Source organism: Streptomyces sp. CA-294286 (genome assembly GCF_050947155.1).
Classification (GTDB): Bacteria; Actinomycetota; Actinomycetes; order Streptomycetales; family Streptomycetaceae; genus Streptomyces.
Genome location: NZ_CP192005.1, coordinates 3482391 through 3505110 on the forward strand (window position 1 = coordinate 3482391; position 22720 = coordinate 3505110).

At 67.7% G+C, this 22720-nt stretch carries 25 protein-coding genes; 4 read left to right on the forward strand and 21 right to left on the reverse strand.

Annotated features, from left to right (window positions below; all coding sequences use genetic code 11):
- Positions 1-11 precede the first annotated feature (11 nt).
- From ACQPZG_RS20295 to ACQPZG_RS20325, 7 genes are all read right to left on the reverse strand, one after another.
- Positions 12-1100, reverse strand: a complete 1089-nt coding sequence (locus ACQPZG_RS20295) for a hypothetical protein (protein WP_433547158.1) — start codon at positions 1098-1100, stop codon at positions 12-14.
- Positions 1097-2029, reverse strand: coding sequence for a hypothetical protein (locus tag ACQPZG_RS20300; RefSeq protein ID WP_433547159.1), 933 nt, complete (start codon positions 2027-2029; stop codon positions 1097-1099). Before ACQPZG_RS20300 ends, ACQPZG_RS20295 begins: the two co-directional genes overlap by 4 nt.
- A complete protein-coding gene (locus tag ACQPZG_RS20305) occupies positions 2026-2943 on the reverse strand; it encodes a hypothetical protein (protein ID WP_433547160.1) in 918 nt (305 codons plus the stop codon). Before ACQPZG_RS20305 ends, ACQPZG_RS20300 begins: the two co-directional genes overlap by 4 nt.
- Entirely contained in the window at positions 2940-7907 is a 4968-nt protein-coding gene (locus ACQPZG_RS20310; protein WP_433547161.1) for a phage tail tape measure protein, read from the reverse strand. Before ACQPZG_RS20310 ends, ACQPZG_RS20305 begins: the two co-directional genes overlap by 4 nt.
- Positions 7908-7964: 57 nt before the next feature.
- Positions 7965-8291: a hypothetical protein gene (locus ACQPZG_RS20315; protein ID WP_433547162.1), complete on the reverse strand. Its 327-nt coding sequence runs from the start codon at positions 8289-8291 to the stop codon at positions 7965-7967.
- A gap of 26 nt (positions 8292-8317) precedes the next feature.
- Entirely contained in the window at positions 8318-8908 is a 591-nt protein-coding gene (locus ACQPZG_RS20320; protein ID WP_433547163.1) for a hypothetical protein, read from the reverse strand.
- A 119-nt stretch (positions 8909-9027) separates the two neighbouring features.
- Positions 9028-9528, reverse strand: coding sequence for a hypothetical protein (locus tag ACQPZG_RS20325; RefSeq protein WP_433547164.1), 501 nt, complete (start codon positions 9526-9528; stop codon positions 9028-9030).
- Positions 9529-9808: 280 nt separating this feature from the next.
- On the opposite strand from ACQPZG_RS20325, the gene ACQPZG_RS20330 reads away from it, so the two are divergent.
- Positions 9809-10486: a hypothetical protein gene (locus ACQPZG_RS20330; RefSeq protein WP_433547165.1), complete on the forward strand. Its 678-nt coding sequence runs from the start codon at positions 9809-9811 to the stop codon at positions 10484-10486.
- Positions 10487-10954: 468 nt separating this feature from the next.
- On the opposite strand, the gene ACQPZG_RS20335 is transcribed toward ACQPZG_RS20330, so the two are convergent.
- From ACQPZG_RS20335 to ACQPZG_RS20385, 11 genes are all read right to left on the reverse strand, one after another.
- Positions 10955-11383, reverse strand: coding sequence for a hypothetical protein (locus ACQPZG_RS20335; RefSeq protein WP_433547166.1), 429 nt, complete (start codon positions 11381-11383; stop codon positions 10955-10957).
- A 14-nt stretch (positions 11384-11397) separates the two neighbouring features.
- Positions 11398-11634, reverse strand: coding sequence for a hypothetical protein (locus ACQPZG_RS20340; RefSeq protein WP_433547167.1), 237 nt, complete (start codon positions 11632-11634; stop codon positions 11398-11400).
- A complete protein-coding gene (locus ACQPZG_RS20345) occupies positions 11631-12032 on the reverse strand; it encodes an HK97 gp10 family phage protein (protein WP_433547168.1) in 402 nt (133 codons plus the stop codon). Before ACQPZG_RS20345 ends, ACQPZG_RS20340 begins: the two co-directional genes overlap by 4 nt.
- Entirely contained in the window at positions 12029-12448 is a 420-nt protein-coding gene (locus tag ACQPZG_RS20350) for a DUF6093 family protein (RefSeq protein WP_433547169.1), read from the reverse strand. The genes ACQPZG_RS20345 and ACQPZG_RS20350 overlap by 4 nt, the downstream gene beginning before the upstream one ends.
- Positions 12438-12809, reverse strand: a complete 372-nt coding sequence (locus ACQPZG_RS20355; RefSeq protein ID WP_433547170.1) for a hypothetical protein — start codon at positions 12807-12809, stop codon at positions 12438-12440. The genes ACQPZG_RS20350 and ACQPZG_RS20355 overlap by 11 nt, the downstream gene beginning before the upstream one ends.
- Before the next feature lie 207 nt (positions 12810-13016).
- Positions 13017-13622: a VUT family protein gene (locus tag ACQPZG_RS20360; protein ID WP_433547171.1), complete on the reverse strand. Its 606-nt coding sequence runs from the start codon at positions 13620-13622 to the stop codon at positions 13017-13019.
- Positions 13619-13939 (reverse strand): hypothetical protein, encoded by a 321-nt coding sequence (locus ACQPZG_RS20365; RefSeq protein ID WP_433547172.1) that lies wholly within the window; start codon positions 13937-13939, stop codon positions 13619-13621. Before ACQPZG_RS20365 ends, ACQPZG_RS20360 begins: the two co-directional genes overlap by 4 nt.
- Before the next feature lie 78 nt (positions 13940-14017).
- The gene (locus ACQPZG_RS20370; protein WP_433547173.1) at positions 14018-14233 is read right to left on the reverse strand and encodes a hypothetical protein; all 216 of its coding nucleotides are present in this window, start codon (positions 14231-14233) and stop codon (positions 14018-14020) included.
- A complete protein-coding gene (locus ACQPZG_RS20375) occupies positions 14230-15279 on the reverse strand; it encodes a major capsid protein (protein WP_433547174.1) in 1050 nt (349 codons plus the stop codon). The genes ACQPZG_RS20370 and ACQPZG_RS20375 overlap by 4 nt, the downstream gene beginning before the upstream one ends.
- Positions 15276-15704, reverse strand: coding sequence for a head decoration protein (locus ACQPZG_RS20380; protein WP_433547175.1), 429 nt, complete (start codon positions 15702-15704; stop codon positions 15276-15278). Before ACQPZG_RS20380 ends, ACQPZG_RS20375 begins: the two co-directional genes overlap by 4 nt.
- Before the next feature lie 98 nt (positions 15705-15802).
- Positions 15803-16474 (reverse strand): hypothetical protein, encoded by a 672-nt coding sequence (locus tag ACQPZG_RS20385; protein WP_433547176.1) that lies wholly within the window; start codon positions 16472-16474, stop codon positions 15803-15805.
- A 108-nt stretch (positions 16475-16582) separates the two neighbouring features.
- On the opposite strand from ACQPZG_RS20385, the gene ACQPZG_RS20390 reads away from it, so the two are divergent.
- On the forward strand, positions 16583-17092 hold the full coding sequence (locus ACQPZG_RS20390; protein WP_433547177.1) for a hypothetical protein: 510 nt from the start codon (positions 16583-16585) through the stop codon (positions 17090-17092).
- On the opposite strand, the gene ACQPZG_RS20395 is transcribed toward ACQPZG_RS20390, so the two are convergent.
- Positions 17064-18944 (reverse strand): hypothetical protein, encoded by a 1881-nt coding sequence (locus tag ACQPZG_RS20395; protein ID WP_433547178.1) that lies wholly within the window; start codon positions 18942-18944, stop codon positions 17064-17066. The two genes, ACQPZG_RS20390 and ACQPZG_RS20395, sit on opposite strands and share 29 nt — an antisense overlap.
- 396 nt (positions 18945-19340) lie before the next feature.
- Between ACQPZG_RS20395 and ACQPZG_RS20400 the strand changes: the two genes are divergently transcribed.
- Together ACQPZG_RS20400 and ACQPZG_RS20405 are read left to right on the forward strand one after the other, a co-directional pair.
- Positions 19341-19607, forward strand: a complete 267-nt coding sequence (locus ACQPZG_RS20400) for a hypothetical protein (RefSeq protein ID WP_433547179.1) — start codon at positions 19341-19343, stop codon at positions 19605-19607.
- A 790-nt stretch (positions 19608-20397) separates the two neighbouring features.
- Positions 20398-21210, forward strand: a complete 813-nt coding sequence (locus ACQPZG_RS20405) for an SAM-dependent methyltransferase (RefSeq protein ID WP_433547180.1) — start codon at positions 20398-20400, stop codon at positions 21208-21210.
- A 21-nt stretch (positions 21211-21231) separates the two neighbouring features.
- On the opposite strand, the gene ACQPZG_RS20410 is transcribed toward ACQPZG_RS20405, so the two are convergent.
- On the reverse strand, positions 21232-22200 hold the full coding sequence (locus ACQPZG_RS20410; protein ID WP_433547181.1) for a helix-turn-helix domain-containing protein: 969 nt from the start codon (positions 22198-22200) through the stop codon (positions 21232-21234).
- 74 nt (positions 22201-22274) lie between these two features.
- On the reverse strand, positions 22275-22502 hold the full coding sequence (locus ACQPZG_RS20415; protein WP_433547182.1) for a DUF397 domain-containing protein: 228 nt from the start codon (positions 22500-22502) through the stop codon (positions 22275-22277).
- Positions 22503-22720: the final 218 nt, after the last annotated feature.

Consider the following 22720-nt stretch of genomic DNA (forward strand, 5'->3'; position numbering starts at 1 on the left):
CCTTCAGGTGGTCAGGCGGAGCCGTAGTGGAAGGCGTCCGCGCGTTCGAGTTGGAGGGTTGCGGTCTCGCCGGCGTCGGTGTCCGGGCGGATCGTCCACCCGCTGATGCGGCACCAGCCCGTCCAGTCGGTGAACTCGTTGCGGACGGTGACCTGCACGTCGTCGCCGATCTGCCACGAACCGATCGGCGCGGACGGGTGATCGCGGACGGTGATTTCCTCGACGTGCCCGAGGGACTGCCGCCACCCGCGTTCGGTCTTCGCGCGCTGGGCCAGGACGTCCTTGCCGCGCACTTCGGGAAGTTCGAGGTGGTGTTCCAGGCGGAGCCGGTTGTTGCGTACCGCGTCGACGGCGCGCTGCTGCGCCCGTCCTTCACCGCTGCCGGTCGCGATGACGACCTGGGCGTACTCGTCGGCGCTGTACGTCACCGGCGGCGCGGTGACGATGTTGACCCCGGTCGAAAACGCGATGTCCATGCGGCGCGCCCCCAGACGGGGGTAGCCGAGCCGGATGCGCCGCACCGGCTGGTGGTCGGCGTCCCACCACGTGTCACAGGTGTAGTCGGGGGAGTCCGGCCCCTTCACCAGGTCATCGAGGTGATCGCCGAGCTTGGGCGTCTCCCACCACAGGGAGCGCCACGGCTCCTTCGGGGTCCCCACCTTGGCCCTGGACTCCGTGGTGTCGACGGAGATTCCGAGATTCCCGTCCGGAACGGACTGGGCGTACGTGACGACGTCGCGGAAGATCTTGCACGGGTCGGTGTTCACGTACGGGCCGCGCCCGCCGAGCTCACCGTCCAGGTCGTGCCGCTTCTGGAAGTACGACGACCAGCCCGCAGCCTCGACCTTCCGCTCACCGTCTTCGGGTTCCGCCTGCCAGATCAGGCCACCCCACCGCAGATGCCCGTCCCGCTCCGCGTACAGCAGAGTTGACCCCGGTTCGGTGAGCTCAGGGAACATGCCCAGCAGGCGCGGCTCCAGCGACCCCTTGAACGAGCCGGGCCCGTTCAGGTCCGGGCCGAACTCCACACCGGTCAACGGCAGGTGCGAGGAGAGCCACTGTCTGGTCAGGGCGTCCTGGGTGAGGTACCGGTAGCTCACACCGGGCCCTCAGTGAACTCGACGTCCGCCACCAGGGTGGACCCGACGTCCACGCTCAGGTCGCCCTTGGGGTTCTTGGCCATCATGGCGCGCAGAAACAGCGGCTGCCGGGTGCCCCGGTAGGCGGCCGGGATCGTGAGCGTGTCCGCCACGACCATGGTGGTGCGGCGGACACCCTTGCCTTGGTCGTCGTCCACGACGACGCTCTGGCCCTGCACCGTGCCGAAGACCGGGGCAACCGACCCGAAGACGTTGTCGAAGTCCAGGCGCAGCCCGGCCATCGTGACCGTGCAGATCATCTTGGTTGCCCAGTCCGGGACCGGGATCATCCACCGTGCTTCAGGCGGCCAGTTGTACCACTTTTCGTCATCCCTCCACGCCTTCGTCGCCGTCGTCGGGTACGCGGTGTACAGGGTGCGCTCCCGGCGCGGATTGGCCACCGTCCGCAGGTCACGGATCATGCCGGCGGTAACCGTTGCGGTATTCGCGGGGAGGTCGACACGGGCCAGGGCAACGCCGGTTACCCCCGCAGGCACCGTGTTTGCGGTGGACGCGACGTTGGGGACGACGTGGAAGATGTTCAGCTGGTCCCTCGCCGGGTCCAGGTTGCCTTCGTACTCGGGATCGATGACCCGTAGCACGATCAGGTCGGAGCGCGGGGTGGCCCCCGTCGGGGCGATCTTTACTGTCGACGTCCCGATGTTGTACGCCGTGTACGAGCCCTGCCAGGCGGACGACTTGCCCCGGATGACGGCGGAACCGTCCGAGACCTGCACCGCTGTCCCTGGTGTCGGCAAGGGGGTGACGCGCAGGTCCGCGGCTTCGGTGATGCCTTCCGCACCCCGCGACAGGTCCTTGATCATCGCCCGGAAGGTCTGGGCGGAGTGCGTGGCACCGTTCACGAGCAGCGGGGCCTGGGCGAGCGTCATCGAGTCGAGTCCTTGTCGTAGAGGGCCACATGGGCGTCACGCCAGCGCACGGTCAGGCGGGCGGAAGAAGTGGGATCGTTGGCGGCCCACCGGATCTCGGAACGGCCCGGCGGCAGCACGAACTCGTCCAGCCGGGAAGCGGCCGTCAACACGACGGAGCCCCCGTTTTCGCGGAGCACCGTCATACGGCCCGGCCGTGTGTCGAGTTCCACCCACTCCTCGGCGGAGAGGGTCAGCGACGGCAGGCTCAACGTCCGGCCCGTGCCGACGTGCCGGATCGTCGGGCTCGCGCATGGCCCGTACACGGTGAGGACGGGGTGGGTGTCGGTGTCGCCGCCGTTGAACACCCAGCCCGGCCGGTCGTCCGCGTCCACACCGTCCGTGACCCGGATCGGCGCCTTCACGGGTGCAGTGAACCCGCCGCCGGATAGCCATGCCAGCCGCAGCTGCACCTGCTGCTCGGTGTCGGCGTGGAAGCGGGGGTCGGTCACCAGGAACTCGACATCCAGCGGTATCCACCCGTGGGCGGCTTCCGCCCACACCGGGTCGAGCTTCCGCATCCGGCCGTACAGCACCCGCACGGGGGCGCCGGGCCACTTGATGCGCAACGGCATCAGTGCCCCGCCATGGGTCCGTACGGCGGTGGTGTCCGCAGCGCGCTGGAGAGCACCGAGGAGACGTCCGCCCGCAGCAGGGTCGCCGGGGGTTTTGATGCCGCAGTCGATCCGAAGGGTTCGGGTGCCGTACCAGTCCGGTGCCGGCCACGCCCCGTCCGCGCCGGGCCGAAGGACCGCGTCACCGCGCATGTCCGCCAAGCCGAGACCTTCGATCTCCGCCACTGGGATGCGGGTGTTGTGCCCGAGGAGGATGCCGCCGAAATCCAGCTGCCAATCCTGTAGTTGAAGAGTGCTCATCGCAGGACACCCCCGCGCTTGGCCCGGCGCATCTGGTACGCCACCGCGGACGCGATACCGTCCGGGGTCGCGTTGCTGCGGGTGACGTTGATGGTCTGGGTGCCGATCGCGGGGGCCTGATTCACGATGACGACACGGGTCCGCCCGTCGGAGGCACCCACGAGGGTCTTGGGGGTCAGCCCGTATCCGAACTTGTCGGCGACCTGGGAGAGCACCGCTGTCGACCGGCCCCGCTTCGCTTGCCCCATGGGCAGGTACGCCTCGCCGCCGGTGGAACGCTCGGCGAACTTGATCAGCCCGTTCGGCTGCGACGCGTACACGCCCGGCTCCCAGATGCCGCCGTCCGCGTACGCCCGGCCCGCGTTGGCTTTCACCAGGTCGGACAGGAACCGGTCGGCTTTGCTGCCCGCCTTCCTGAGGTGGCCCGTCGACAGGTTCGCGACCTCGATGAGCCGGTCCTCGTCCAGCCCGGTCAGCTCAGCGACCGAGTGGATGCCCCGGCCCGCCCCCAACGAGCCGATGATCTTCAGCAGGTCGGTGAGCTCATCGCCCTCCAGCACCTTCGACGCGGCCTTCGACGCGTCGTCGGCCTGCTTCGCCCTGCGGTTGTCCTTCACCGCCTGCAACGCCAACGCTTCGGCGTCGCTGTCGCCCTGCTGGGCCAGACGTGAGGCCAGCGCCCCGTACCCCTTCGCGGACAAGGTGGCCAGGTTGTTCTGGAAGGCCGTGGAGTCCTTCACCGCCTTCTGCAACTGGCCCGTGTAGTCGCCCAGCGACGCCTTCGCCGTGCCGGCGAGCTTGGTGAGCTGGGCGGCCATGTCGCTCACGTACCGGTTGGAGCCGCGCGCCATCTTGCGGGTAAGGGTGATGCCGTCCTCGCCCATGTCCTCCAGGGCCTTGGACACGTCGGTACCGGCACGCCGTGCGACCGTGGCAAGGTCGTTGCGCCAACCCGCTGCCAGCGTCGCGGACTTGCGGAGGTTGCGTTCGAACATGCCCAGGTCGAAGTGCTCGTTGCCCTTCTTGTCCTTGCGCTGCGACTTCGACACGACGTCGGAGACCGTGAACCCGGCCCCGGAAACGGGCTGGTAAGACCAGTTGGAGAGTCCGCCGATGGCGTTGTAGGTGACCTCGCCGCCGAACCGGGCGGCCACCTGGTCGAGGATGATTTTGGAGCGAGCACGCTTCGACGATGCAAAAGGGATATATGCCTCCCCAAAAGTCTCGTCCTCCGCCCACACCCGCCAGTCGCCGCCCTTGGCGATCTGCGCAACATGGTTCTCCTGGCGGACGCCGCCGTCGGCGTAGGTGACGATCCCGCCGTCCGCCTTGAATCTGTAGCCGTCCGCCCACGGGCCGGGGCCGCGATTCTGTGTCAGGAACTCGTTCTTGAAGATCGAGATGGTGACGGACTTGTCCCGCAGGTTGTTGATCGCGCCCTGAATGGAGGCGACATTCCCGGTGGCGGGACCGGTCGGCACCGTGACGGAGACGTTCTTCGTGCCGGGAATGTCGGTGATCTTGAACCCGAGCTGAGTGAGCTGTTCCCGTGCTGCCTCGGTCGGCGCGCTCACCGTGACGGTCTTACCGCCCGGCACGTCGACGATCTTCTGCCGCACCGCCTCCAGGCTGGCGATCGTGGCAGCTGTCGACGCGGTCACGTTGACGTGCTTCGCCCCCGGGGTCTGGCTGATCTTCGCGATCAGCGCGTCCAGATCGGTACGGGCAAGATCGGTAGGGGCGGAGATCTGGACCCGCCGGTCCTTGAGGTCCTGCACCTTGAACCCGAGCTTGTCCAGGTCCTCCCGGGCCTCGTTGCTGAGGGTGGCGATCGTCACGGTCTTTTTGTCCGGAGTCGCCTTCAACGACTGCTGAATAGCCATGAGTTCAGCAACGGACTCATCCATGCCGGCCGTCTGGAGGAGGATGGACACCTGCTCGGGGATGAGCCCGGCCGCGTCTGCGAGACGCCCTGCCGCATCGGCGCCCACCCCGTAACCCTGAGCGGTGGATATCGCCGCATCGCGGGCCGTCTGCATCTGCTTCTGAGCGGCGGCCAGAGCTTCCGGGAGGGTCTTCCCGTTCGCCTCCGCGTACTGGTAGGCCGCCAGGGCCGCGTCCGCCGAGTTCGTCGACAGCCCCTGAAGAAGGTCGTACAGCTTCTGACCGTTGCGGGTCACCGTAGAGAGCGAACCGTCCATGTTCAGCAGGGACTTGCCGTATCCGTCGGCGTGCTGCACACCGTCCTTCAGCGACTCCGTGGCGTCGGACACCGACCGGTTCAACCGGGCCTCGGCTGCCGACAAGTTCACCGACCCACCCGCCAGTACCGTCAGCGCGTCGTGCAGGGCGCGGGCCCGGGTGTCCGCGTCCGCTGTGCTGTCCGACAGGGTGCGCATCGCGTCGGAGAACTTCCCGAACGGGCCCACCGCGTCCGCAGCCGACCGGCCGCCGGACCCCGTGGCGTCGGCCAGGTTCTTGGCGTCCGTCACCGCCTGCGACATCTCGCCCTTGACCGAACCCAACGCGTCCGCCGCGCGGAGCGCCGCCCGCCCCTCCTCGTCGTACGACCGCACGACACCGGCCGCCGTGTACGTGACGTCACCGTGCACGCGCATGGTCTCGGACAGCCGGTTCTGCAGGGCGTTGAGACCGCCGTCCTGCCCGAGGTAGGCATTGGTCAGATCACGGACAGAGATGCCCGCCTTCTGCATCACGTCAACCAGACGCGACTTCCCGTCGAAGACCTTGGTGTCCATGACCGCCTGCGCGGCCGTCGTACGGACAGCGTCGTTGACCGCGCCGTTGGAGTCCCGCAACGCCTGGGTCAGGCTGCTGACCCGCGACTGGTGCTCGGCAGTCGCCTGCGCCGCTTTCTGCTGATGCGACGACAGGAGCGACAAACCCACACCAGCGGCGGCGATCGCCGCACCCCACGGCCCGCCCAGCGCGCCCATCAGCCCGCGGGCGGCACCCCCAAGTCCGGTTCCCATCGCGCGGGCGAGCCCGGTGACGGGACCGTTCGCAGCACGGAAGGCCGCCGTCATCTGCCCCACGATGGGGATGCGGGTCTGGAGGACGGCCAACGCCTGCCCCACCTTGCCGACGGACTGCCCCGACGCGGCCCCCAACTGGGCCTGCACGCGCATCTGCTCGCCGAAGGAGCGGTAGGCCCCCGTGAGGGGCCCGGCGACGGTGCGGGCCTGCTGGGTGAGGATCGGGGTGACCCGGCGCGCGAGGAGCATTGCCATGATCGCCGTCTGTACCGGACCGGGCAGTGCGCTGAACCCGCGCACCAGCCAGGCCACGGTCTGCCCGACCGGCACCAGCACCCCGGACACGGTGGCCGCTGCCGAGGACACCAGATTCAGGGCGGTGACCACCATGTCGAGAGCGGCCGACCCAGACTCTCCCTCGTCCGCCAGCTCCGTGAGTTCCTGCACCACGGGGGAGACAGCGGATCCGATGTTGCGCAGGATCTCCAACGCGGCCCGCCCCGCGTTGACCAGGACGTTCATCCCAGCCGCGACGACATCGAACGCGATGTTCTTCGCGGCGCCGCCGAGCCCGTCGAAGGAGTCGGTGATGTCGTTGAAGCCGGACGCCACGGCCTTCGACACGCCGGGGCTCGCCAGCGTCCACAGGTCTTGCACATAGTCGAGCGCCTTCGCCAGAGGCGGAGTCGCCGCGCTCATGCCGGCGGTGAGCAGGCGGGTGACCTTCTCCATGGCAGGGGCGGCGGCCGTGAAGAGGACCTGGCCCGTGTTCTTCGCCGTCGTCTTCAGCTGGGTGACCGCACCGGCCAGGCCCTTGGTCTGCGAAGCGGCAATCTCGCCAGCGGCACCGGTACGGGCGATCGCGGTGTGCATCTGGTCGTACGACTCGGCACCCTGATGCGCGAGCGCCGCAGCACCGGCGAGTGCCGGCTTCCCGACGACCATCGCGAGGTTGCCGAGAAAGTCCTTCTGCGACATCCGGTGCTGGGCCTTCTCGAACCCGTCGATCACCGTGCGCAGGCCCTTGAAGTTGCCCTGCGCGTCCCACGCCTCGATGCCGAGCTCCGACAGCCCCCGCTTCATCTGCTTGGTGGGCTTCGCAAGGTTGGTGAGCATCCCGCGCAGGGACGTGCCTGCTTTCGAGCCGAGGATGCCGGACCGGGCGAGCATCGCCACCGCGGCGGCGGTGTCCTCCAGGGAGATGCCGAGCTGGGCAGCGACCGGCCCGGTGTACGACATCGCGTAGTAGATGTCCTGGAGGCCGCCGGAGGCGGCGTTCGCGCCCGCGGCGAGGACATCAGCGGCGCGCCCGGCGTTGTTGGACGACAGACCGAACTGGTCCATCACGTCGCCCAGATAGCGGGAGGCGTCGGCGGCCGAGAGGTTGTCGGCCGCCGCCAACTGCATGGCGGCGCGCGCGTTCGCGATCGACGAGGTGGAGGTCTGGCCCGCCTTGGCGAGCTCCAGCATGGCGTCGGCGGCTTTCGCCGCAGACGTGCCGGGAATGTTGAGGTCGGCGCCGAGCTGACGGGCCTTCGCCGCCGCCTGCACCATTTCCTGGCCCGAAGCGCCAGTGACCGCACCCCATTTGTTGATGGCGCGCTGGTACTCGTTGCCTTCCTTGGCGATCTCCGCCAGACCGGAAACGATGCCGCCGCCGACGACCAGGCCCCGCAGGTGGTGCATCTCCTGCCGGGCGGAGAGCAGCCCGTGGCGGAGCTGCCGCATCGAGGCGTTGCCGTCCGTGCCGATCCGACGCAGACCGGCGCGCGCCCCGTCGGCGTCCCGGCCCAGGGTCCGCAGCCCGGAACCGGCGGTGCGGGCACCGGTGCCGATATTGCCGAGCCTGCGGTTGAGGGAGGACGTGTCCCGGCCGAGTTCGCGGAGGGCGCGGGAAGCCTGCCGTACAGACGACAGGAGGTGCGACGCGTCGGCGCGCATCTGCACGCTGAGCGTGTAGTTCGACACCGGGCGGTGCCCTTACTCCCCGCGCCCCTTTCTCTACCGGCCGACCCCTCGGCATCATCAGGAAGAACGTTCCTGCTTCTCCCACTCGGCGCGCGGCACCAGGCCGATCCGCACGCCGTACCCGTCGGCCCCGTCCGGGACCTGGTCCTGCTCGGCGGTGATCAGCTCGCAGCCCACGCACCGCACGGTCGTGGTGACGTAGGCGTACCGGTCACCGCCGTGTTCCTCGTCCCACTCCGCCGCCCTCGTGCCGCACTGGTCGCACACGCTGGTCCGGTACGCCTCGAACGCGAGCGCCTTCACCCGGTCCGTCTCCGTCCACCGGCCGTCGCCGGCCCCGAGGAAGAGGCTGTGGGGGATGTGGAAGCGGTCGCACAGCTCCAACTCCTGCCGAAGCTGAGCGTCCGCGATCAGTCTTTTCCCAGCTCCACGGTGCTGGCACGGGTGATCTGCTGGGCCTGCCAGGCGGCCGCGAACAGGGCATTGGACTCCGACACAGACCACGAGTCCAGGAGGTCCTGGGCGTCGTCCTCCGTGAAGCCCTCGACCGTCTGGCCCGTCTCGTCGCGCTCGATGTGGGCGGCGGCCACCAGGGCGGCGGGAAACGTCTCAGGGTTCCAGGTGTCGCCGTCCTCTGCCTGCTCCTCCGTCGGCGGGAACCGCTTGATCAGACCGTCCAGAATGGGGCGCGGCAGGGCCTTGAACGTCAGCTCCAGCGACGCCGCGTCGAACGCCTCCTGCGCCTCCCGCAGCTCCGTCTCCGCCGCCTTGATTTCCGCACCCAGCTCGGCGGTGTCCTCTTCGGCGGAGGCGATCCGCAGACGGGCCGCATTCAGCTTTGCCTGGTCCAGGCGCTTGCGTGCAGCCGGGTCGTCGCAGAGCTGGAGAGTGTGCTCGGGGAGCTGTCGGGAACGCAGCCGGGCCAGCTTCGCCGCCCAGTGGGAATCACGGGAAACAGCAGAAGCGGGCAGGGACGGGACAGAGCGGGTGGTGCTGGGCATACAGGACTCCACACAGACCAGATGAGGGGAAGTGGGAGCCCGGCCGGGTGCGCTGCGCAACGCATGGTGAGCAAGGAGGGGCGCTGTTCGCTCACCCGGCCGGGCAGTTCAAGGCCGGGCTACTGGGACAGCGACTTCGGCAGTGCGGGAATCTCCGCGTCCTGCGTCGGCTTCTCCGTGATCGAGAAGTTCACGGTGAACTTGGCCGCCTCGTTGTCCGTCGAGTAGTTCGGAGACCGGGAACCGATGCGTACCGGGAAGATGTCCATCGACTTCGACGCCGGGACGTCGCCCTTGCGGAGGAAGACAATCCAGCCGGTGTCGTCCTTCTTCAGCAGCTGCTCGATCTCGTCCGAGACCTTGTCCTCGTAGAACCCGAGGGACGAATCATCGGCCTGGTCCGTGCCGGGGATCTTCGACTCGAAGGTGCTGCCGAGGTCCGGGGTCTCGATCGCCTGATTGGAAAGGGACCAGCCGTCGATCGCTGCGATCGCGTTCGTCAGGTCCGTGCCGGCGGTCAGCTCCGGCCGGGTCGGCACGTGGCCCTCGTTGACCACCGTCTTGAGCCACAGGACGCGGGTAACACCGCGCCTCGAATACTTCTTGACCTGCAAGGCCATCCGTCCGATTCCGGGACGGCAGCCCACACAAACAAGGGTGGCCCCGCCCCTCGACGTCGTGTCGGGGAACCGGCCCACCTCAAGGGAGGAGGGCGTCCGCGCAGGGCCTCCGCGGTGAGGGTGCGATCGGCCTCAACGAGTCTCGAATAGCACGTCCACCACACTACTGTCGGCAGCGCGAGACCCGTTTCCGAAGAACATCAGATGTGGGTTCGTCGCCACGGGTAGTGTCTTCACAGTGGAAGACAGCCGAGGTTTGATGGGAGCGCCGACACCAGGCGTGGACATCTACGGGCTTGGCCTGGTGTTGTCCGAGCTGTTGCAGGCGGAGCCGCCGTTGGTTCACGGCGACGTCCACAGCGAAAACATCGTCTTCCCCGAAGACATCTTCGTCGTTCAGAACGGCAACACGAGGGTTCTTTACCAAGTTAAGTTCAGCGTTAAGGACCTCAACGCCACGGCTCGCATTGGGCGGTATGCAGACCTTGTTGAGGCGGCTGCGAGGCGCGAGCTCGGACGGCGAGCCCTCGAACGCGTTGTAGAGCACCTTCCGAAGGCGAGTCGCCCTTCCGCTTCGCGTAGTGAGTCGGACTGGCCGCAGCCGAGGAGACCACACTCTGCCTTCACTTGCCGACAGTCACCCACGGACGGTTCGACGTGGGTCCTGCCCGGCATCTCCGTAGAGATGAGCAGCAGTGCAGTCAGCCACCTTGCTGGACTAACGGACGAGCAACTGCGGGCTGTTGCCGTATATGCGGCCAAGTTCCGAGACGTCCTCGTGCAGCTAGTGCAAGACCTCCTGGAACCGCGTGCTTACGAGTACGTAGACCACTTCCCGCCCACCAGCACATCACCGTGCGGTGTGATCCGGTTTGCCGCGCCGGTGATGCCGAGGGCGCCGGGCAGCCAGAAGTCTTCAGACGTCTCTGTCCGACTTCCCGTGTTGGCGACTGCTTGACCTTTCGGGTCGGGCAGCTCCAGCCCAAACCGAAAGAACTGCGCAGTGGGTATCCTCCGTGACCTGGTATCGCTTCTCCAAGAGGACGTGACGAACGTCTGGCTGCTCGCAGCCGTACTGCTAGTGGTGGCCTTCTTTGCCATCCCCCGTGTGGGGTCGTCTGCGCGCTGGTGGAAGGAGCGTCTGCCCGAAGTGCACATGCACGTATCAAGGCGACGTCGCTAGTTGTGTACGTGCTGGTGGTAGTCCCGTCGTCGGTCCCATGGGGCGGGACTACCACCAGCGAATCCGGCTGCGACGGCACAGAACCTTCAGGTGTGGTCGCTCGTGTTGTGCCCGCCCCCGGGGTCGAACCGGGAACTCTGCGGGTTGTGTACGGATCTCCCCATTGGGGGGCCGGTACCGCGCACCTCTACCAGTTGGGTCAGGCGGGCTGGAGCATTGCTCTCGTCTTCGACGCTACCGTCATCAAGGCGACGCCTCCGGGGAGCTGGTGGCGGACAGCCGGAACCGCTGGCTGCTGGTCACGACTCCCTCGGCGGCCCCGGCATCGTCCGTACCTGCGTCGGCATCCAGTCCGCGCGCCCAGACGTCCACGCCTGCCGGGTCAAGTGCGTGACCCCAGACGCCTGTTGGCGTGCGTTCAAGGACGGCTCGACGCACTCGGTCAGCCAGCCATTCCGCCTGATCCGTGCGGGCGCCGACGGCCGTCACCTGATAGAGGAGATCGGCGTCCTCACCCTGATCAGCCAGGGGCGCACCGCTGATCGTCCCGCCGAGGGGGTACAGCACTGTGTACGGCGCGGGGGCCGGTTTTCCCGCAACCTGAGGAAGTGCGCCGAGCCCGCACGGCTTCCCGGTCGCCCTGGCCAGCATCTCCTGGAACGCCCGGTTCACGGGGGAACGGTCGATCACTCGTCGTCCTCGCTGAACTGTGCGGCGGCGGGCCCCTCGATGGACAGCACCCCGTACCGGCACAGCCCGAGCGCATCCCACTCCGGCACCCCCGGCGTGGCCAGGACGCTCAAGGACCGGTCCCCGTCACCGTCCAGTAGCTCCGCGATTACCACGGCACGGGCGAGCATCCCGCGCTCGTACCCGGCGAGGACTTCGGCCAACGCGTCTTCCATGTCGTCGGCCAGGCTCACAGCACAACCTCGACAGCCTGCCCAAGGGTGCGTACAAGCGAAGGCCCGGCCTGGTCGACCGCTGGCCCGAGGTGCGGGAACGGCCGCTGCGCGTAATGCCGGCCGAGCGAGTCGACGCCGATGAACCCGAACTCCAGCCTGCGCGCCTGCGGGGCGGCAGAACCAACCTCAGCCACAATCACCGATCCGCCACGGTGTACTTCGGAGCGCCAGGAAGCCCGGTACCGGCCGGTGATCACACGCGGCCCGGGACGTCCGGAAGCGTTCTGCTGGACCTGCTGCACGAGGGATTGCGCACCGAGCCGCATGACGGTCTCGGCAGCGGCCACCGACCTGCGAGCGCCGCGATCCAGAGCCGCCGCGAGCGCCCCGGGGGAAGCGAACGATCCGCCGCTCATGCCGTGGCCTCCCGGTTGTGCTCCTCCAGCCACACCGTGCGCAGCACAGGGAACGACGACACCTCGGACAGCGCCGTCACCCGGTACGTACGACCGACCGCCTGAACATCCCGCGCCTCGACCACCCGCACCTCGTCCCCCTCGCAGAGCTCGGGGGCCGACAGCGGCAACAGCATCCGGTATCCCGGCCGTACCTCCTTCACCCATGCACCGTCGGCGCCGCCACGGCTGCGGATGCGTTCCTGATGCCCGTACAGACCGGCCTGTCCGGAGTGCACCACCAACCTGTCCACGGGAACGAGGACCCCCGTCTCCGGGTCCAGAACCTCGCCGTCCGCCTCCCGCGTGATCCGTACCGTGTCGGGCATCAGATGCCGCTGTGCGAACCGGGCAATGCCCTGCTGATCAAGCAGCACCTTCGGCCCACTCCCTCAGCTGGGCGAGCAGTCCACGCGTCAGCTCACCAGGGGAACCGTCGAGATCGTCACGGTCGAGTACAGCCGCATCGAGCTTCGCCGCGTCCACCGAGTCCAGGAACCCGATCACCACATGCCGAACGTCCGCGGGCTCGACCAGAACGTCAGCGAGGCCGTCGAACTCCATCCCCCGCCAACCGGATGCGACGTAAAGGGTCACCTCGGGGCCCTCGTCCACAGTCTGGCTGATCCGGTATGCCTCGACCGCTGACGCGACGTTGTGGCCGTCGATCTCGATCACCGCACCCACATGAGGGCTGGCGGCTATCCGTACCCGGCGGGGCTCCTGATTCATGCTCATGATCTTGAGCGTAGGTGTGCCAAACACGGAGGAAACCGCTGGCAGGAAGGGCGTCGCCTTGGCTGCCGTAGCGTGGAGAACATCCAATCAACCGAGCTGCTGGCTGCTACTTGGTACTGCTGGATGTGCCCCGCCCCACGGTCACCTGTGGGGCGGGGCACCGGTGCGTCCGTACCCTCACGGGATACCGGCCCCGGACGGCTGCGGTCATGAGGGCGACACCCAGTCCCGAACCTGACGGCGCACCCACCCCGCGCGACGACCGGTATTGCGCCATAGCAGCACCAGCAGGACCAGTACGGCAACAGGCCACGCCTTGCCGACCATCTGCCCCGGCACAGCAGCCCAGACGGGACACCCGGCGATCGTGAGGAACACGATCGTGTCGAGAAGCGCACCGAGGAGGGTGGCGGGCACGACCGCCCGCACCCAGCCGTGTCGGCGCAGCGGGGTGTACAAGCACATGGCCGCGCTCTCGGCGACGAGCACGGACGTCGCGCTCGCGAACGCCAGAGCAGGCCGGGCGACAAGCGCGGACAACAGAGACCCGATGAGAATCGCCGTCATGACGCCACGACGTCCCAACAGATCCTGAAGGGTGTTGCGGACCATGAGCGCGACCCCGGCGAGGACCGTTCCGGCGGTCGCCGTCTGCCCGAGCCCGGCCGGGACCACGCCGTACGAAGCAGTCAGGACGTTCGCGCCGAGGAGCGCACCCGCGTACGCGGCCAGCCACGCCAGCGTCGGACCGAGAGGGAAGACCGGGGCCGGGGTTGGGTAGGTGCTCTGCGGCTGGCAGGCGGGCAAGGTCATCGGCGGGGACGCGCACGCAGCTGGATGGGCGTCACCAGGTCGTGGACGCCGGCCGGAGCGTCATCGGGGGCGGGTTCGGTCAGGAGCTGGGCGGCACGTCGTTCGAGGGCGGACACGTTGGCGGAGTTGTCGACCGTGACGACCCCGTTGACGGTGACCTTCAGCGGTTCGGCGAGCAGTCCCGCCATCCGCTCGTGCAGCACCTCCAAGGCGACTCCGCGGGCGGAGCGCAGCCGGTCGTACCGGAGGTCGAGATCGGTCCGATCGGTGTCGGGGCCGAGCTGGGACATGAGCCAGCTGAGGACGTCGCTGTTCACAGGGGATTCCAGAGGAGGAAGGGGGACGGCAGGGAGCATCCGCGCAGTGGGTTGCTCCCCGCCGTACGGGGGTCGGCCCTAGACGGTCTTCGTCTTCCGGGCGGACGTACTCGGGGCCGCCTTCGCAGCGGGCGGCGCGCCCTCCTGCCAGCAGCGCGGGTTGGTGATCTGCTCGGCGACCGCCGGGTCCGCCACCTCGGTACCGGCCAGGAGCACCACCGGGACGCGCTCCACCGGGTCCAGGACGTGAACGGCGCAGCTCAGCGTGCCGAGCGCACGGGCGGCGGCGCTCACAGGACGGTGGCCGTGATGTGGCAGTCCGGGGAGTACAGGACCGGCATCGCCGCGGCGGCGCCCTTCGTCCACACCTGCACCGGGTCGTCCTGGACGTCGCGGGTGATGACGATGCCCGGGGCTTCCTGCCGCTCGATCTGCGGGTTCGTGCCGCGGGACAGGGCCAAGGACTCGGCGGTGGTGCCGTACTGGGTCTGACCCCACTTCGCCCGGTCCGGCGGCAGCATGATCCAACGATCCTCCGGCAGGACCCGCTTGGACACGTCGTCCTGCCACACCTGCGCCTTGTACAGGGTGACCGGCGGCAGACCGTACGTACCGCGCACCGTGTTGACCTGCTGCGGGTTCAGGGTCGCCGTCGGCGTCTGCCCGCCCGCCGGAGTGCCGTAGTACGCCGCCCGGTACGCACCGTTCGACGCCAGGTGCGAGTACGCCTTGCGGCTGGTCAGGACCTGCTCGGGGGCCGGGGCGCCGATCGAGTCGAGGTATTCGATCCACCGCAGCTCGTCCGCGATCGGGTCTGCGTCGGGGGACGACCACGGCTTCGGGGCGGTCGGCATGTTCGCCGCCGGCACCCCGTAGTCGACCTCCACGGTGAGCCCGTTCTCGCCCTGGAGGGAGAACCTGCCGTCCACGAGGACGTCGCCCGCGGCGAGTTCGAGGCGGGAGCGGATCGCCTCGACGTGCCGCTCGGTGTCGTCGTAGAGGAGTTCCACCAGCCGGTCGTCGTCCGCACCCCGGGACGCGTCGAGGAGCAGCTGTTCCATCTCGCCGATCAGGAGCTTCTGGCCGAGGGCCGGGAGGGTGCCCTCGGTCTGGGTGGTCTCGGCCTGCCGCTTCGCGAACGGCACGCTCGTGTCGTACGCACGGTAGGAGGCCGCGTTCACGCGCCGCTTCGACTGCCGCACCCGCCACTTCACATCGTTGACCCGCGTCTCCGCGAACACCGACTGGGTGAGGAGGAAGTCCTCCGGGGTGGGCATGGTGCGCGCGTACGCCGTGAGATCGGCAACGGAGACGTTCTTCAGGAGGTCGGCGATACTCACGCGGTCACCGCCCCGAGGAAGCGGATCTGCGCACCAGCCTGGCTCGCGACGATCTTCGAGGGGTCGATGCCGCCGGGGATCTTCTCGACCTTGACCGCGCCGTGCCAGAACAGGGCGGCCGGGACCTTCGTGGTGCCCGGCGTGAACGCAGCCTCCGCGAACACGAGACCGGCGAACACAGCGCGCCCGTCGGTGGCCTCCGGATCGTACGGGCCGTACAGGCCGGAGGCGGTGATGCAGCCGACCGGGACGCCGGAACGCACGTAACCGTGGATGTTGCCCGGTGACGGATCGACGTAGTGGGCGCCCTTGGTGAACTTGCCCAGATCAAGGGTGATGGTTTCCGTGCTGTCGGTGCCGTGCCGGGAGGCGAGCCAGTCCCGGTCAGCGGTCACCGTCACGGAGGTCGTGTACGGCTGAATCACGCCGCGTCTCCTGGTGGTGCTTGAAGCTGCACACACTCACCGGGCGGTGGCGTCGTCCACGGGAGAACGGGGCGTGGTCCCCAAGCGCGCTCGAAGGGTCAGTCGTCGGCGGCGAGCAGACCGCGGCGGCGGGCCATCTCCATACCGGCCGAGCCAGGCTTGCGCTCCACGCCACCCGGGCGCGAGGGCGGTACGGAAGCGGGGGCGCCGCCAGGGGCCGCCGGAAGAACCGAGGTGCCGGGCGGGGCAGGGCTGAACAGCTCCGGTCGGCGGGACTTGAGGTCCTGCACCGCCTCGCCGACGGCTGACTCGTCTGCGTCATCGGGAACCCGCAGGAGCGCCACCGCGTCATCGAGATCACGGCCCAGCGCACCCACGCCGGCGAGCAGAGCGCGCCGGGCCGCATCCCTCTCCCGCGACAGCGCCTGTGCCTCTCGGGCGACGGCAGCCTTCTCCCGTTCCGCAAGCAGCTGCTCACGCCGCTGGGCTTCGGTCAGCTGTTCCTGCTCGGCCTGGCGCTGCCCGCTCACGTAGTCGGACAGGTCGCTGGTGCTGGAGAAGCCGAGCTTTTCGGCGAGGGCCCTCAGTGCAGCCCGACCGCCCTGGTCCTTCTCGCGGGACAGGAGGGTGTTCAGCTTCGCCTGGGAGAGGGTGACGTTGTGCTCGTCGTTGGACTCGTCCTCGGGTGAAGCGCCGAGGACCGGAAAGATGGGGCGCCCGTCACGTCGGTAGCCGAGCACGGAGTGCGGGGCGGGCAGGCTGCGGGTCATCAAAAGAGTGCTGCTCCCACGATGGCCCCGCGCCACGAGTGAGTCTACGGACGCCAAGGTCACGCCCGAAGGGGAGACTACGTGCCGGGCCCTGCCATGATCATCACCATGAGCATGGGCGGGGAATTCGTGAAGGCAACAGCGGGGCAGCAGCCGACCCGCTCACGCACAAAGAGGATCGACGTGGCGATCACCGTTGTGGCCGTGATTGCCGCGGGCGTGGCGCTGGCGGTCTGGGACCCGTTCACCGGCCGCGACTCGTTCACCGCGTACGCCGTCGGGCTCCAGGACGGCACGCACACGAAGCCCGGGTCGACGCCGGGTTCGTGCGTCCGTACGGCCGCCTCCGAGGAGGAGACCGTCATCTACGACGAAGACGGCAAGAAGCTGGCCGCCGGACGCGCCGAGAAAGAGGGCAAGGTTCTGGGACCCGAGTTCAACGACTACGCCGGCTTCTGCATGGTCGTCACCCGCATCGACGCAGTGCCCGGCGACCTCGGAACGTATCTCTCCGAGTGGGGCAGGGGCGATCGCCTCAAGCTGGAGGAGAGCGATCTGCGCCGATCCGTAGAAGACCAACTGAACGGCTTCAAGCAGGAGAAGCCTCCGAAGAGCTGACCCGTCCCGCGCCAGAATGGCGGCCGACGGTGCTGTGCTCATCAACCGGAGCCTCCGCGGCGGCCCCCGCATCTCGTTCGCCCCAGACACCTGCCTGCGGCGTGCGGGCCCCGCGCCGTGCCGCTGCTTCATGCAACCGGACGATCCGGCGGACTTCCTCCCGCGCGTCCTCGATGGGGTAGCCCGCGTCCTGCAACATGCGGATGCCGGTCTCCAGGGAGAGCACCCCTGCGGTGAAGCCCTTCACGACCTCGTCCAGCGTGCCGGTTCGGTCCGTGGGGGTGTGCGGGCCGAACACCATGCGTGCCGGAAAGCACTCGCCCACAGGCCAGCCGGGAGCCTGACCGGCCTGGTGGATGCGCTGCACCATCTTCAACAGCAGGCTGTACTTGTGGGCGCGCGCCAGCCGCAGCGTGTCCACAAGGGAGTCCAGTGGGCCGAGCGACAGCTGAAGCGCGTACCCGCTGGGGACCTTCGAAGGGTCCACCGTGCCCAGGCTCACCGCAGGCAGGCGGGCGTTGACGGCAGCACGGTCCCGGATCTCCTCGACGCGCGCCCGCAGCTCGGCGAGCTGCCCCGAGGTGTCCAGGACGTCCATTCGGCCCCCATCGGCCAGCTGGAACACGGTGCCGGGCTCCACGGACAGCGGTTTCGGACGACCGGTGACCCGGTCGACCTCTGCGCGCGCCCCGGCGAGCCCGATGATCGGCGCACCCGTGGTCGCGGAAGCGCGTGCCGAGTCGGTGTCGGTCTCCGCCAGCTCGTCGAGGGCCTGCATGACCTTCGCCAGCGACGACTGTCCGAAGTGCTCTCCGTCCGCGACGGTGTTGCTGATGTGCACTACCGGAATGAAGTCGAGACGCAGGTCCAGACGGTGCAGGACCTCCCCGTCGACGCGAGTGCGGAACCGGGCCTTCTCCAGCGGCAGATCTTCGAGGGACTGCCCGTGGCGCAGGTCGTCCACGTCCCACTCGGCGTCAGTCAGGTAGCAGGTGGTCGCTGACGTCTCACCTGGAGCCCATGGGTAGCTGCGCTCGATACGGCCGGTCTCCGACCGGTACACGTCCCCGGGGGAGAGCATGATGCCCTCACTGGTCTCCACCGCTTCCCGCCAGCTGCGACCGTGCTTGTCCTGCACCACACGGGCGGCGACGTCGATCGGTCCCAGTTCGTACGTGATCCGCCGAACCCTGGCCTTCACTCCCCGCCTGGGGTCCTCAGGTATCTCCCAGGCCAGGTGCACCCGGTTCGGGTAGTCGCCGGGGTCAGCATCGTCATCGAGGACCGGGAAATAGAAGCCGGGGTCGTACGTCTTCAGCCGCACCCGCCCCTTTACCGGGTCCCACGCCAGGAGGTACACCCCGTCACCCAGCAGTACGGCTTTGCGCTCTGCGGCCTGCATCCGCAACGCCAGCAACTCCAGCTCGGCCCAGCTCCGCAGCCGCTCCTGAGCATCGGCTGCCGCCACGGCCTCCGGGGGAGCGCCTTCGTCGCAGGCGTGCTCGGCGCCGGGCACCGTGATCTGCTGCGACTTCCCCAGCAGATGCGCCAGCGCCGTATCCACGAACGTTGCCGGATCACCGAACTCACGACGCTCGGACGCAGCCTCGTTTCCGGTGAGAGTCGCGAGTTCGCCTGCCTGATTCGAGTCGTAGGCCGCGAGCAGCTTGTACGCGGCGAGACGCCGCACCGCGTCATCGGGAACCCATGATGCGTGCGCCTCCGGAGACAGCACCCGGTGGGGCCGCCGGTCGAGGGAAGAGGCCATGGACGGCTTGTAGTTCAGCCAAGACCAGGCATCGGTAAGGAAGGCGTGCAGACCCACGAAGGACGGTCCCGTCGACAGCCCCACGCCACACACCAGCGTAGGTGTGCGGAACTACTCTCCCTGACTTGTTCCCCGCCCGGGATGCGCGGGTGCGCGGCGAAGGACCGAGGCGAGCTCGGCAGTCACGTCGACTTCGTTCCTCTGCCAAGAAGAGAGACGCGCACGTCACCGAGTTCCTCGTCAGGCGACATCTGATCGTTCGATACCGCGAAGTTGCGATCTTTGATCGACTAGTAGTCGAAAGGTAATCAAGGAAGACCGTAGTGCTTAGTGCGACAAGAATGAGATTTCACGAGAGCTCGAAGATGCCGATTGGGTGCGTCGGCGCGGTAGCTTCGTCGTGGGGCCTCGCTTGACGGCCCGCCCGGGAAAGTGCACCACCACGATCCCGGGGACGTTCAGTCCGAAGGAAGCAATCAAATGATCGAACCGTTTCGTCGAGGGCACCTAGAGCAGCCCTCCGGGCAAATTCACGGTACCAGTTTCAATATCACGCCCGTGGGCAATCACCGCAGCCCGAGTGGCCAGGTGGCGATCCGTCTGAGCGCGCTTGTCGCTACTTTCGCGCTCGTGTGGATTCTGGCCACGAAGGCCACTATGGATGCCGCCGAGTCTGCCTTCATCGTGACGCTGCTCGGCTTCACCTGGCACGCCGGAGTAAACGTCACCTGGGTCCAGGGCAAGTAGAAGACCGAGGCGTCGTTGTCCCGCGCCCCTCACGAGGGTGCGGGACTCTCCCTGGTCGTTGATGCTGCTGTGTGGCCACCGCCGAGTACACGGGCCGGCACGGCGCTCCCGCACGCCCGAGGAACCTATATGCCACTTTCCCCTCGAACGAGTCCTTGTGGTGACGTCCTTCCCGCCCTGGGCACTGGATCCGGCGCCGCTGGTCTCGGATTCCTTGCCTTCACCGAACGAAATCAGCCTCGTTACCAGCACTATGCCGCCGCTCGCCTGGACGCGGATGGCAGCGCGTCGGAAGCCGTGCGCGCCACCTTGGACTACGCCCGCCGTCACTGGCTCTGGCTCCTCGAAAGGCCATGCCTCGCAGGCGACGTCTGGGTAGAGCTCCGCAACCAAGTACGGCTCCAGTCCTGCGAGTCCCCGCCCCGGGACCCGGGCGTCCGTGCGATGTACGACGGTCTGCCTACAAGGGGTGCCGACAGTGCGGTGCTGTGCTGCCTGCTGGATTTGGAAGTTGATGCAGCCGCCGAACTCATGGGGACCGATACCCCGACAGTCGTAGCTGCTTTGGCTGTTGCCCGGCGTAACTTCCCCCACCTGCCATAAGGGAGATGCTTCTGAAGATCCTCTGAGAACCCCGCGCCGGTCCTATGCCACCGGCATAGCCCTATGCGCCATATCTCGCCACCCTGCGCCACCCTTCACTCGTTTCAGCGGTGGTGCGCTCCGAGCTGCCCTCCTAGGATGGGCAGCTCACTTTGAACGCGGCGGTAGCGGCGAGGGGGCACGTCCGTTGGCGGAGCAGAAGCATGTGGTTGATCTGTCGGTACCGAGTGCGGCACGGATGTACGACTGGCTGCTGGGTGGCAGCAACAACTACGAAGTCGATCACGAGGCTTGCGAGCTACTTCTGAGAGTTGCTCCCACCTCCCGTGAGCTCGCACTGAACAATCGCTGGTTCCTCCAGCGTGTGGTGCGCGCTCTCGCCGGGGATCACGGCATCCGGCAGTTCATCGACTTCGGCTCGGGGCTGCCGACGCAACGCAACGTGCACCAGATCGCCCAGGAGGTCGACCCTCAGGCGCGTGTCGTGTACGTCGACAATGACCCTGTCGTTCTGGCGTTGGGCCAGTCGTTGCTGGATGAGAACGACAGCACTGCGATCCTGCCATTCGACATGGCCGACACCGAGGGGATCTTCGCGCACAGAGATCTGAAGCGGCTCATCGACCTAGCCGAGCCCGTGGCTGCCTTGTTCGTCTCCGTACTGCACTGCCTGCCCGACAGCGCGGATCCTAAGCAGGTGGTCCGGCGCGTTGTCGACAGGCTTGCTCCAGGAAGTTTCGTCGTCGTGTGCCAGCTCGTCAGTGACGATCCCAAGGTCCGTGACGGCGTCACTGAACTCATGCGTGTTCAGACCCGCGGCAACTGGGGGCGTGTGCGGGAGAAGGCCGATGTGGCGGACATCTTCACCGGCCTCATTGTGGAGCAGCCGGGTCTCGTCGATGTGACCGACTGGCGACCCGACTCAGAGCTCCAGCAGCGCCAACGTTCCATCGAGTGGACGGAATACGGCGGGCTGGGCCGGGTCCCGAACCGAGACTAAAAGGGCAGAGACGGCGATTCTCTAGGAGTACCGCCTGATGGCCTTCTCCAGCATCTTCTGGCTCTTGGCGGGGGACGCGCATCCCTCGCCCTGGATGCGGAGAAGCAGCTGCAAGTGCCGCTCGTAATCGCTCTGTTTGGGCGTGGGGGGCTTGGCCGGGCTGCCAAGCCCCCTTGGCGGCTGAAAGAAGTAGTCCGCCTTCTCATACCCTTCCGCGTACACGAAGTCGGGGAGGCCCTCGCGACCGAACTGCAACTGGGCCATGGAACCTGCCATGGCAGCCGCGTTGCCCGCGATCATCCGGCTCGACAGGACGAATCGGATCGTAATGTGCGGCAGATCGGTCATCTCACGCAGGTGAACTACCTGGCCACGCATGGTCTTCTTCGTGCCGGCCATCCGGCCCAGAATGGACTGGTCCAGCAGGAAAATGCATCGCGGAGGGTCGGACTGTCCGAGAACCCGTTGCTGACGCTCGCGCCGCTGGGCCCGGCGCATCTCCACCTCGGGGCCGTCCCACTCGCTCAGGTGCAGGCCCGTGCGGACGATGTGGTCGGTGTACTCCGGTGTCTGCAACAGCCCCGGCACAAGCCGCACGTCGTACGTCGTGATGTCGACCGCCATGGACTCAAGGCCCAGTAGGCGGTGGAGATAGTCCGGTGTGCAGTCGCCGAACCGCTCCTGGAACCATTCGGGCTCCTGGGCGCGGGATAGGAGCATCAGCAGTTCATCGCGCTTCGCCTGGTCGAGATCGAAGAAGCCGATCACCGCCTCGACCGTGCGCCGCATGGGTTTGGTTTCCGCGGCCTCCAGGCGGTGGAGCGTTGGGTTTGAGACGTGAATGGCTCGTGCGAGATCCTTCTGGGTGAGGCCCGCCTTCTCACGCAGTTCCCGGACAGCCCGCCCCAGCATGGTGTTCGCGGCCGTCTTGGTCCAGTCTGGCCCGGCGGGCCGGGCCAGACGGACGATCGGATTCAAGTGCGAGGACACGCGTGCTCCTTACCGAGGTGTCATATGCAGCATAATGACACGCCCGGCAGGAGGGTGAAGCCCGAACTTGCCTTCTACGACCGTGGGTTGTATGCGACGAAGGCGTCGAACTCGCCGTTCTTCGCGCCGTCGAGGAAAGCGTCCATCTCGGCGGCGGTGAAGACCAGAGCGGGACCGCTGGGATGCGTCGAGTTGCGCAGGGCCACTCGCCCGTTCGGGAGCTGAAGGGCCTCGATACATGTGCCGTTGGCTTCGCTCTTACGGCTCTTTACCCAACTGCCCGGAATGAGGGTAGCAGGCATGCCGTTGGTGAAGTTCTGCATCTGAGCGGCTCTCTCTCTGTTCGATATTCCCGGGCGCAGTAAGTACTACTGGCGGCCGTGGGGACAGTGCAGTTGGAGGCCCTGTGAAATTCCTCCATGAAATTTCATGGGCGGCGTATGAGGGATGCTAGCCGCCGAAAATCGAACAGCGCCGTCCTGCGAAAGGGTGAGCTGAAGGTTCTCCGTCGTCAGGCGCT

Coding starts and splice junctions, on each gene's coding strand:
- ACQPZG_RS20300 (WP_433547159.1), bottom strand. CDS start 2,029: ATGACGCTCGCCCAGGCCCCGCTGCTCGTGAACGGTGCCACGCACTCC.
- ACQPZG_RS20305 (WP_433547160.1), bottom strand. CDS start 2,943: ATGAGCACTCTTCAACTACAGGATTGGCAGCTGGATTTCGGCGGCATC.
- ACQPZG_RS20320 (WP_433547163.1), bottom strand. CDS start 8,908: ATGCCCAGCACCACCCGCTCTGTCCCGTCCCTGCCCGCTTCTGCTGTT.
- ACQPZG_RS20325 (WP_433547164.1), bottom strand. CDS start 9,528: ATGGCCTTGCAGGTCAAGAAGTATTCGAGGCGCGGTGTTACCCGCGTC.
- ACQPZG_RS20345 (WP_433547168.1), bottom strand. CDS start 12,032: ATGAGCGGCGGATCGTTCGCTTCCCCCGGGGCGCTCGCGGCGGCTCTG.
- ACQPZG_RS20355 (WP_433547170.1), bottom strand. CDS start 12,809: ATGAGCATGAATCAGGAGCCCCGCCGGGTACGGATAGCCGCCAGCCCT.
- ACQPZG_RS20360 (WP_433547171.1), bottom strand. CDS start 13,622: ATGACCTTGCCCGCCTGCCAGCCGCAGAGCACCTACCCAACCCCGGCC.
- ACQPZG_RS20385 (WP_433547176.1), bottom strand. CDS start 16,474: ATGACCCGCAGCCTGCCCGCCCCGCACTCCGTGCTCGGCTACCGACGT.
- ACQPZG_RS20390 (WP_433547177.1), top strand. CDS start 16,583: ATGAGCATGGGCGGGGAATTCGTGAAGGCAACAGCGGGGCAGCAGCCG.
- ACQPZG_RS20400 (WP_433547179.1), top strand. CDS start 19,341: ATGATCGAACCGTTTCGTCGAGGGCACCTAGAGCAGCCCTCCGGGCAA.
- ACQPZG_RS20415 (WP_433547182.1), bottom strand. CDS start 22,502: ATGCCTGCTACCCTCATTCCGGGCAGTTGGGTAAAGAGCCGTAAGAGC.